The following is an 8,852-nucleotide window of genomic DNA, read 5'->3' as shown; positions in this document are numbered from 1 at the left end:
TTTTGTCCCAGCCTCTTTTTTTGATTGCTATTCAGCAACTCAAAATGGCTTTGTTGATTTTGCATCATTGATTTATCCATGATAAACGTATCTCTCATTTGAATGAGCCATAATCGAGTAGTGAACAATATAAATTAACAGGGCCTATCAATAAGCATTAGGCTTTTTGATAACGTAAAACAGGCTTTCTGGCAGCCGTGGTTTCATCAAGGCGACCAATAACTGTTGTATGTGGTGCTTCCTGAACAATTTCCGGATTTTCCTCTGCTTCTTTTGCAATTTGAAGCAGTACATCACAGAACTCATCAAGTGTTTCTTTTGATTCTGTCTCCGTAGGTTCAATCATCATACATTCCTCAACGTTAATTGGGAAATAGATCGTTGGCGGGTGGTAACCAAAGTCTAGCAGTCGCTTTGCCATATCAAGCGTTCTGACACCAAGTTTCTTTTGTTTTTTTCCTGAAATCACGAATTCATGCTTGCAGTGCTGTTCATAAGGTAACACAAAGGCATCTTGTAAGCGTCTCATCATATAGTTAGCATTTAATACCGCATTTTCCGATACTTGCTTTAAGCCTTCTGGCCCCATAGTACGAATATACGTATATGCTCGAACATTGATACCGAAGTTACCATAGTAAGGCTTTACACGACCAATGGACTGAGGACGGTCATACTCGAAACGATAGGCATTATTCTCCTTCACGAGTACCGGCTTAGGAAGATAAGGAATTAAATCAGATTTAACACCAACCGGTCCAGATCCAGGTCCACCACCACCATGAGGTCCAGTGAAAGTTTTGTGTAGATTTAAGTGCACAACATCAAAACCCATATCTCCAGGACGAGCAGCCCCCATAATAGCATTCATATTTGCACCATCGTAATATAGCTTTCCACCTGCGTTATGAATAATTGACGCCATCTCTGTAATCTGTTCTTCAAATAGTCCAAGTGTATTTGGATTTGTCAGCATCAGCGCAGCCGTATCTTCATCTACTACACGTTTTAAATCTTCAAGATCAACTAGACCTTTTTCATTTGATTTCACTGTCACTGCCTCAAAACCAGCAACTGTTGCAGAAGCAGGGTTTGTACCGTGAGCTGAATCTGGAACAATGACCTTTGTGCGATTGAAATCACCGTTCGCTTCATGATAAGCACGGATCATCATTAATCCTGTCCATTCTCCGTGAGCACCTGCTGCAGGTTGAAGCGTTACTTCATCCATACCTGTTACAGCCACGAGGTTTTCCTGAAGATTGTACATCATTTCTAGCGCACCTTGAACGCCCTCCTCTTCTTGAAGCGGATGTATGAAGGCAAAGCCAGGATACCTTGCTACATCTTCGTTAATTTTTGGATTGTACTTCATCGTACAAGACCCAAGTGGATAGAATCCAGAATCCACTCCATGGTTACGCTTAGACAAGGCTGTATAATGACGTATCAATTGTAATTCTGACACTTCTGGTAACTCTGGTTCTGTTTTACGATTAAACTCTTCTGGCAACCACTGATCTAAATCCATATCAGGAACATCAAGTTCAGGTAGACTATAAGAAATACGCCCCGGTTCACTTAGTTCAAATATTAATGCCTGATCTTTACTCATTGTGCTCCCCCCACTTCTTTTACGAATGCATCAATTTCTTCTTTCGTCCGATTCTCTGTAACAGCTATAAGCATGTGATCCTTCAGTTCTGGATAATCTCTTCCAAGATCATATCCACCAATAATCCCTTTTTCTAATAACATTCGATTAAGATCTTTAACCGAACCGTTTAATTTAATCACGAATTCATTGAAGTACACTCCATCAAAAACGGTTTCAACTCCCGCCTGTTTCAGCTGACTATTTGCATAATAAGCTTTCTTCATATTTTGCTCAGCCATATGTCGAACGCCTTCTTTACCAAGAGCACTCATAGCAACTGAAGAGGCAAGAGCATTCAACGCCTGATTGGAACAAATATTAGAAGTCGCTTTATCCCTTCGAATATGTTGCTCGCGTGCTTGTAAGGTTAGAACGAAACCGCGCTGTCCATTATCATCAGTTGTTTGCCCAATCAAACGACCTGGTACTTTTCGCATCAGTTTTTTTGTCACTGCGAAATAACCACAATGCGGTCCACCAAATTGTGCTGGAATTCCAAACGGTTGACAATCTCCAACAACGATATCTGCCCCCATCTCTCCTGGAGGAGTTAAACGACCAAGGGCAAGCGGGTTACTTGAAACAACAAACATCGCTTTTTGCTCATGGACAAGCTTTTCAATTTCGGGTAAGGGCTCTAACTGACCAAAAAAGTTCGGGTACTGAACCATAACACATGCAGTATCTTCGTCGATTTCATTTTTCAATTTATTAAGATCTGTACACCCATTCATCGTATCTACTTCAACCACTGAAAGACGCTGTCCACGCGCATATGTATCAATAACAGCACGGGCTTCAGGATGTACGCTCTTTGAAACAATGATCTTTTTCTTTTTAGTTTGTCCAGCACTGAGCAGACCAGCTTCGGCAAGAGCAGCTGGACCATCATACATCGAGGAATTCGCAACATCCATTCCAGTAAGTTCGCTTATCATTGTCTGAAATTCAAAAATGGCCTGCAATTCCCCTTGTGAAATTTCAGGTTGATATGGAGTATAAGCTGTATAAAACTCTGAGCGACGAATTACATGATCTACAACAGAAGGAATAGCGTGATCATAAACACCAGCACCAAGAAAAGATACATTCTCCTGTGTATTCGCATTCTTAGAAGCCAGTTTTGACATATATCGAATCAGTTCAGGTTCAAATAACTGTTTCTCTACTTTAAGATCTCCCTTAAAACGAATAGCCTCCGGAATATCTTCAAAAAGAGCTTGGACTGAGTCCACTCCAATTGTTTCAAGCATTTCCTTTCGATCTTGATCAGTTGTCGGCAAGTAGCGATGTTTCATATGTTTTTCTCCTCCTCTATTTCCCTTTATTTCTGTCGTTTATAAAATGGTGATGGAACAACTTTAGCTCCCACACGTTTGTTACGAATTTCAACATCTAGCTCAGTACCCATTTCTGTAAACTCTTTCTTTATTAATACAAGACCAACATTTTTCTTCAAAGTTGGAGATTGTGTCCCAGTAGTAACTTCGCCAATCAATTGTTCCCCTTTGTAAACAGGATAGTGGGTCCGCGGAATCCCGCGCCCAGTCATTTCAATCCCAACTAACTTTCGCTCAAGACCATTTTCACGCTGACTTAGTAGAACAGATTTTCCGATGAAATCAGCTTCTTTACTAGTTTTAACAGCAAAACCTATTCCCGCTTCTAGCGGAGAAATATCTTTCGTTAACTCCTGCCCATAAAGAGCTAGCTTTGCCTCAAAGCGAAGCGTATCGCGAGCCCCAAGGCCACAAGGTAGAATATTTTCTGGCTCCCCCGCAGCAAGAATCGCCTTCCACAGTGAAGGGGCATCCTCCCAAGAAGTATACAGTTCAAAACCATCTTCACCCGTATAGCCGGTTCTAGACACTAACGTATTAATGCCCTCAATCACGACTTCATTCTGAAATTTAAAGAAACCGATAGTTGAAAGATTCACTTCCGTTAGACGTTGGAGAATCATCTCTGCTTGTGGACCCTGAATAGCAAGTTGGGCCATCTGACTTGATATGTTCTGAATAGAAACTCCTTCGATAAGGTGTTTTTCAAGCCAGTCAAAATCTTTCTCAGTGTTAGCAGCATTAACTACCAATAAATAATGGTGTTCTGAGTGCTTGTACACAAGAAGGTCATCCACAGTTCCGCCATCTTCATAGCACATTGCTGTATATTGAGCACCGTTGACCTTTAGTTTGCTTATATCATTTGTTATCATCTTTTGAAGGTAATGAAGCGACTGTTCACCACTAACATCAATTTCTCCCATATGAGAAACATCGAATAAACCTGCTCTCGTTCTAACGGCCTCATGCTCTTCTTTAATACTTGAAAACTGAACCGGAAGAGCCCATCCTCCAAAATCAATTGTTTTAGCGCCCATAGCTTTATAGGTTTCAAATAATGGTGTTTTTAATAGTTCACTCATCTTATTCCCTCCTAAAATCATTCATCTTAAAAAGCTTATACCGAAGCATAAAAAAGGACAGAGAAAACCGCTTTAAGTAGCGCGGTTTCTCTGTCCCGTTGACCTGAAAGTTTCTCCTCACATTACGCGAGAATTACATCTTTGGCGGCTATAAAAGCTCTCTCCAGAGGTGCGTCTAGCAAGAGTCTTTTTGCCTGAGAGATTCACAAATTTGTTTGCTCCTTCGGCGCTGCATATAGCAGTCTCTCCTCTTGCTTTCATTCGCCTATTTTCAGTTTTAAGGTATTGGATTCTACTGATTGATTCATACTAATAGTGCTTTCGATTTCAATCCTACCACTACCATAGTGGCATTGGCAACAATCTTTTTAATAATGAAAGTATTTTAACTAATATATTAAACACGAACATTATTATACATTAATCATGTATCATTCGTAAATAACCTTTACCGAGAAAGGGTTTTCATTTTGAGAACAGAGTTGAAATTTGATCAAGAGTGGACAAACAACTTTCTGAAACAAATTGATGAAGACGGCCCCTGGGCTAACTGGGACCTTTTTAAACTGGCTATCGAAGCTGAGCATCATACAACCATCCCCACTTTCGGAGGCTTACAGGCGCCATCACATCTCCCTCATTTAACACCACATCCTTACCAGCTTGAAGCAGCTCGGCGAGTTGTAGAGGAAATGAACGGAAAAGCGATTCTAGCAGATGAAGTTGGCCTAGGAAAAACCATTGAAGCTGGTTTGATTATTAAAGAATATATGATTCGGGGTCTTGTCAAAAAAGTCCTGATCCTTGTTCCGGCATCATTAGTATCACAATGGGCTATTGAATTAAATCAAAAATTCTACATTCCAGCTGTAGTCCAGAGGAAAAGCTATGTATGGGATCAATGTGACGTTGTGGTTTCATCGATAGATACAGCTAAACGAGAGCCTCATCGCTCAATAGTTTATGAGCAGAACTACGACATGGTTATTATCGATGAAGCACATCGTCTAAAGAATAGTCGTACAAAAAATTATGAATTTGTACAGCACTTACCTAAAAAGTTCTGTCTGCTATTAACGGCTACCCCTGTTCAAAATCGTCTTGATGAAGTTTTTAACCTTGTATCTTTATTAAAACCAGGACATCTAGGAAGCTTGGAAAATTTCGAAAAAGACTACAATGGTAAAGAAAAAAAGGTCGAAGACGAAGAAAGACTTCGCGCTCTCATTCAAAAAGTGATGGTCAGAAACCGGCGTGAAGATACCGGAATGGACTGGCCAGAACGTATTGTTCAAACAGTACCTATTACTTTCTCACCTGAAGAAGATGAGCTTTATCGTTCAGTCGAAGCGCTAAAGAAACAGCCCATGGCTACGAGAAGTCAATTCTCGATCATCACTTTACTAAGAGAAATCTGTTCAAGCCGCGAAGCAGCATATATGACATTAAAAAAAATGCTTGATAAAGAACACCTTGACGACTCTTCTCAAACTCTCATTCAAATGTTAATTAAAAAAATTGAAGGAGTGCCAACGAATTCAAAAGCAGAAAAAGCCCTTGAATTGGTTCAATCAATCGAAGGTAAGGTCATTATTTTCACAGAATATCGAGCGACTCAGTTATATTTACAGTGGTTTTTAAAAGAACATGGAATTACTTCTGTCCCATTTAGGGGTGGATTTAAACGAGGGAAAAAAGACTGGATGAGAGAACTCTTCAAAAATCACGCAAAAGTCCTCATTGCAACAGAAGCAGGGGGAGAAGGAATCAATCTTCAATTCTGTCAGCACGTTATCAACTACGATCTACCTTGGAACCCAATGAGAATTGAGCAGCGCATCGGTAGAATACATCGGCTTGGGCAAGAAAGCGATGTGCACATTTATAATTTTGCTACGAAGCATACAGTTGAAGAGCATATCCTTACCCTCTTATATGAAAAAATCCAACTATTTGAAAGTGTTATCGGACAATTAGATGAGATTTTAACACGACTTGGCATGCGCGATATTGAAAAGCATATTTCTGATATACTTCTACACTCTGAAAGCGAAGGAGAAATCCGAATTAAGATGGAGAATATTAAAGAGCTTATCAATTATCAGAAGGAGGAGACAGATGCAACAAGAAAATATTCATAATTATCTGCGCTCGTATTTTCTTGCCAATGACTGCCAGATTCGAGAAGAAAAATCCGGCTATCTTGATGTCCAATTAACGATTGATCTTGATAAAGAACTTATGAACCGCCCTTTTTACTGGCACTATCTTGAGAAGACTGGTGGTACTCCTCGACCAATGACACTCACCCTAATTACAAATCAATCAAGCGATGAAAAGGGGGAGTTCGTTCACTTTGGTGCACCAAGACTACATCAAATTTTCTCATCCACTAAAAAGCTTGCGTCCTCTATCCGACTTTTTGAGGATGTGCAAACAAATTATCAACAACAATATTCTCTTCATCCATGGCTATGCCTTAATATTAAAATATCTTATCAGTGTGATCGAAAGAAACACCGTCTCCTCTCCCTCGGTCTACACCTTGTAAGCGGAGCGGTTGTTGATGACTTTCACCAGTTATTACTAACAAAGAAACTCACTCCTAAAATTCCAGATTATGCTTTTACTATAACGCCAATTATTAAACCCTCAAGCGGCTTGAAGAGACTTGAAGATGTGGTAGAAATGCTTATTTCACAGGAGGATTTAGAATGGGCAGAAGAAGCAAAAATGAGATGGGCCACTGATTTAAACCTTCTTGATCAATTTTATAACGGAAAAACCAATGATCAGAGCTATCAAGTTGAAAGAGATGCTCTTCGAAAACAATATGAGCCAACAATTACGGCAGAAATAATTAACGGGGGCATCTTTCATTTAGCACCAGGTATTGAGTCACATCCTCCCTAAACGAAGGATGTTAAAATTAGCGAATCCATACAAAAAAGCTCAGACGAGTCAGTCCGAGCTTTCATGTTTCTTTTTTTTAACAAACATTGAAATCGACATAGGGATAATGCCAAACCATCGAAACAAAAATGGTTGCTTTTTGGCTTTTTTGACAGCACGCTGTTGCTGCCTTTCCTCTTTTGGTTGATCAATATAAGACACAACTTGCTGAGTCATATATTTCACAAGATCATTTGATGACATCTTGATCACCCTTTAATAGTTGTCTTCTATTTTAAGGATGCCCATTTATTCTTTGTTTAACCAAGCAGGTTACATATTTCCTTTACAATTCCCCCTACTGAACGTTTCGTTGTGTCAATTTCATATTCAGCTTCACGATAGAGTGATAATCGCTCTTTGAATATCGTATGAACCTTATGTTCTAGATCCGCTCCAGCAAGTAAAGGCCTTGATGTATCACCTTCAAGTCGCTTTATGATTTCTTCTGGTTCACAATGTAAGTAAATCACCGTTCCATTTTGCTTCATAAATGTTCGATTTTCTTCTTTTAAAACAATCCCACCGCCTGTACTAATGATCACGTTTTCAGTTGGTAGATCTTTTAGAGAGGCTGATTCATACGTTCTAAAAGCAGATTCTCCTTCCTCTTCAAAAATGGCAGGAATGGTCTTGCCTTGCATTTTCGTAAGATGCTCATCTGTATCAACCGATTTCAGCGATAACGCTTGAGATAATTCCTCACCTATAGTTGTTTTGCCAGAGCCCATAAATCCTGTTAAATAGACCGCTCTCATGTTGAACCTTCACTCCATTCTACGACTTGCTTCATCATTTGATTGTATTGAAAAGACGCAGCTACGCGTATTCCATTATCCGTCGTTCCACTCAACGTAATTTGCAATACATCAGAAGAAGAATTAATCACAGCGCGAACTGTACCTTCATTGTACGTAAACGTTCTCTCCGCACTAAATCCCCCTGTTTTCTGTATATATGAAATTGTATCTTTCATACCAAGGACAAGCAAGGTCTGCTTCTTTATTTCTTCCTCTTCACGATCAAGAAAAACTCGCTCATTTTGTGTCACATTCCATAAATGAAAAACAAACCCAAGAAGCAGCGTACTAATCATCATCATCATAGCCGTCATATAACCTTTTTCATTAAGGTTTATGAGACATTTGAAATATAGCGCGCTTTTCTTTCTGTCCATCAGCAAGTTCCACCTCAACAATCACTCTTCCATCAGTTACTTCAAGAAATAACTCCCGAATGTTCTGTAATACAATTTCATGCCCAGCATTGTTTACTCTACGCCGAATAGACGATCCATAGCGTTCGTATCGTATAGTTGTTTCGTTCTTCGACAACATCTCAATTCCGCCATTATGGATCTGAATTCGAGAAGATTCTCGAACTTCTTTAGAAAACAAATGAAAGAACAATTGTGCTTCCTCATGCTGAAAATCTGCATTCACTTCTTGTAAAGAAGCGTTCATTATCAAAGGAAGCACACATACAATCGCAATGAGAATGGTCACAGTTAACATCAATTCTAGTAATGTGATTCCTTTTTCATTCATTATCTTGCGGTAAGCTTTTACATATCATTGATTCAGTTTTTACTCCGCTATCAAAAGAAACACACACTTTATCAACCATTACTAAAAAGGAAAATTTGGAGCCTTCAACGGTTTCGCTTGCAGGTAGAATTCTCCCCTCCAAGACCATTCCCCTCCAGTATTGATCAAGCAATATCACTGCAGTTTTTCGCACATGTATCACCTCTCGCTCTTCATAAAGATGGGAATAAATCGGTAATACACTTGAAGATAAGATCGTTAAGATAGAGAG

9 protein-coding genes and 1 riboswitch are annotated in these 8,852 nt (G+C 39.5%); of the genes, 2 read left to right on the top strand and 7 right to left on the bottom strand.

Annotated features, from left to right (window positions below):
* Positions 1-157: 157 nt before the first annotated feature.
* From gcvPB to gcvT, 3 genes are read right to left on the bottom strand one after another with little or no spacing between them, the layout of a single operon-like run.
* A complete protein-coding gene (gene gcvPB, locus ACIFPW_RS11630; protein WP_430244344.1) occupies positions 158-1,615 on the bottom strand; it encodes an aminomethyl-transferring glycine dehydrogenase subunit GcvPB in 1,458 nt (485 codons plus the stop codon).
* On the bottom strand, positions 1,612-2,955 hold the full coding sequence (gcvPA, locus tag ACIFPW_RS11625) for an aminomethyl-transferring glycine dehydrogenase subunit GcvPA (RefSeq protein WP_430244342.1): 1,344 nt from the start codon (positions 2,953-2,955) through the stop codon (positions 1,612-1,614). The genes gcvPB and gcvPA overlap by 4 nt, the downstream gene beginning before the upstream one ends.
* A 26-nt stretch (positions 2,956-2,981) precedes the next feature.
* Positions 2,982-4,082, bottom strand: coding sequence for a glycine cleavage system aminomethyltransferase GcvT (gene gcvT, locus ACIFPW_RS11620; RefSeq protein ID WP_430244340.1), 1,101 nt, complete (start codon positions 4,080-4,082; stop codon positions 2,982-2,984).
* Between the two features lie 172 nt (positions 4,083-4,254).
* Positions 4,255-4,343: riboswitch (glycine riboswitch) on the bottom strand.
* 209 nt (positions 4,344-4,552) lie between these two features.
* On the opposite strand from gcvT, the gene ACIFPW_RS11615 reads away from it, so the two are divergent.
* Positions 4,553-6,223, top strand: a complete 1,671-nt coding sequence (locus tag ACIFPW_RS11615; RefSeq protein WP_430244338.1) for a DEAD/DEAH box helicase — start codon at positions 4,553-4,555, stop codon at positions 6,221-6,223.
* A complete protein-coding gene (locus ACIFPW_RS11610; RefSeq protein WP_430244336.1) occupies positions 6,201-6,995 on the top strand; it encodes a YqhG family protein in 795 nt (264 codons plus the stop codon). The genes ACIFPW_RS11615 and ACIFPW_RS11610 overlap by 23 nt, the downstream gene beginning before the upstream one ends.
* Before the next feature lie 48 nt (positions 6,996-7,043).
* Here ACIFPW_RS11610 and ACIFPW_RS11605 read toward each other — a convergent pair whose 3' ends face one another.
* From ACIFPW_RS11605 to ACIFPW_RS11590, 4 genes are read right to left on the bottom strand one after another with little or no spacing between them, the layout of a single operon-like run.
* Positions 7,044-7,238, bottom strand: a complete 195-nt coding sequence (locus ACIFPW_RS11605; RefSeq protein WP_194222136.1) for a YqzE family protein — start codon at positions 7,236-7,238, stop codon at positions 7,044-7,046.
* 56 nt (positions 7,239-7,294) lie between these two features.
* Positions 7,295-7,792, bottom strand: coding sequence for a shikimate kinase (locus tag ACIFPW_RS11600; protein ID WP_283153998.1), 498 nt, complete (start codon positions 7,790-7,792; stop codon positions 7,295-7,297).
* Positions 7,789-8,211: a competence type IV pilus minor pilin ComGG gene (gene comGG, locus ACIFPW_RS11595; RefSeq protein WP_430244334.1), complete on the bottom strand. Its 423-nt coding sequence runs from the start codon at positions 8,209-8,211 to the stop codon at positions 7,789-7,791. The genes ACIFPW_RS11600 and comGG overlap by 4 nt, the downstream gene beginning before the upstream one ends.
* Positions 8,162-8,581, bottom strand: a complete 420-nt coding sequence (locus ACIFPW_RS11590; RefSeq protein WP_430244332.1) for a competence type IV pilus minor pilin ComGF — start codon at positions 8,579-8,581, stop codon at positions 8,162-8,164. Before ACIFPW_RS11590 ends, comGG begins: the two co-directional genes overlap by 50 nt.
* Positions 8,582-8,852 lie beyond the last annotated feature (271 nt).

The organism is Pseudalkalibacillus sp. NRS-1564 (assembly GCF_050467905.1).
Taxonomy (GTDB): domain Bacteria; phylum Bacillota; class Bacilli; order Bacillales; family Guptibacillaceae; genus Guptibacillus; species Guptibacillus hwajinpoensis_B.
The sequence above is the reverse complement of the archived record's forward strand: the minus strand, read 5'-3'. Positions and strand labels throughout refer to the sequence as shown.

What these genes read in the sequence shown, in the direction of transcription:
- gcvPB (WP_430244344.1), bottom strand. Translation starts at nt 1,615, where the DNA reads ATGAGTAAAGATCAGGCATTAATATTTGAACTAAGTGAACCGGGGCGT.
- gcvPA (WP_430244342.1), bottom strand. Translation starts at nt 2,955, where the DNA reads ATGAAACATCGCTACTTGCCGACAACTGATCAAGATCGAAAGGAAATG.
- gcvT (WP_430244340.1), bottom strand. Translation starts at nt 4,082, where the DNA reads ATGAGTGAACTATTAAAAACACCATTATTTGAAACCTATAAAGCTATG.
- ACIFPW_RS11610 (WP_430244336.1), top strand. Translation starts at nt 6,201, where the DNA reads ATGCAACAAGAAAATATTCATAATTATCTGCGCTCGTATTTTCTTGCC.
- ACIFPW_RS11605 (WP_194222136.1), bottom strand. Translation starts at nt 7,238, where the DNA reads ATGTCATCAAATGATCTTGTGAAATATATGACTCAGCAAGTTGTGTCT.
- ACIFPW_RS11600 (WP_283153998.1), bottom strand. Translation starts at nt 7,792, where the DNA reads ATGAGAGCGGTCTATTTAACAGGATTTATGGGCTCTGGCAAAACAACT.
- comGG (WP_430244334.1), bottom strand. Translation starts at nt 8,211, where the DNA reads ATGGACAGAAAGAAAAGCGCGCTATATTTCAAATGTCTCATAAACCTT.
- ACIFPW_RS11590 (WP_430244332.1), bottom strand. Translation starts at nt 8,581, where the DNA reads ATGAATGAAAAAGGAATCACATTACTAGAATTGATGTTAACTGTGACC.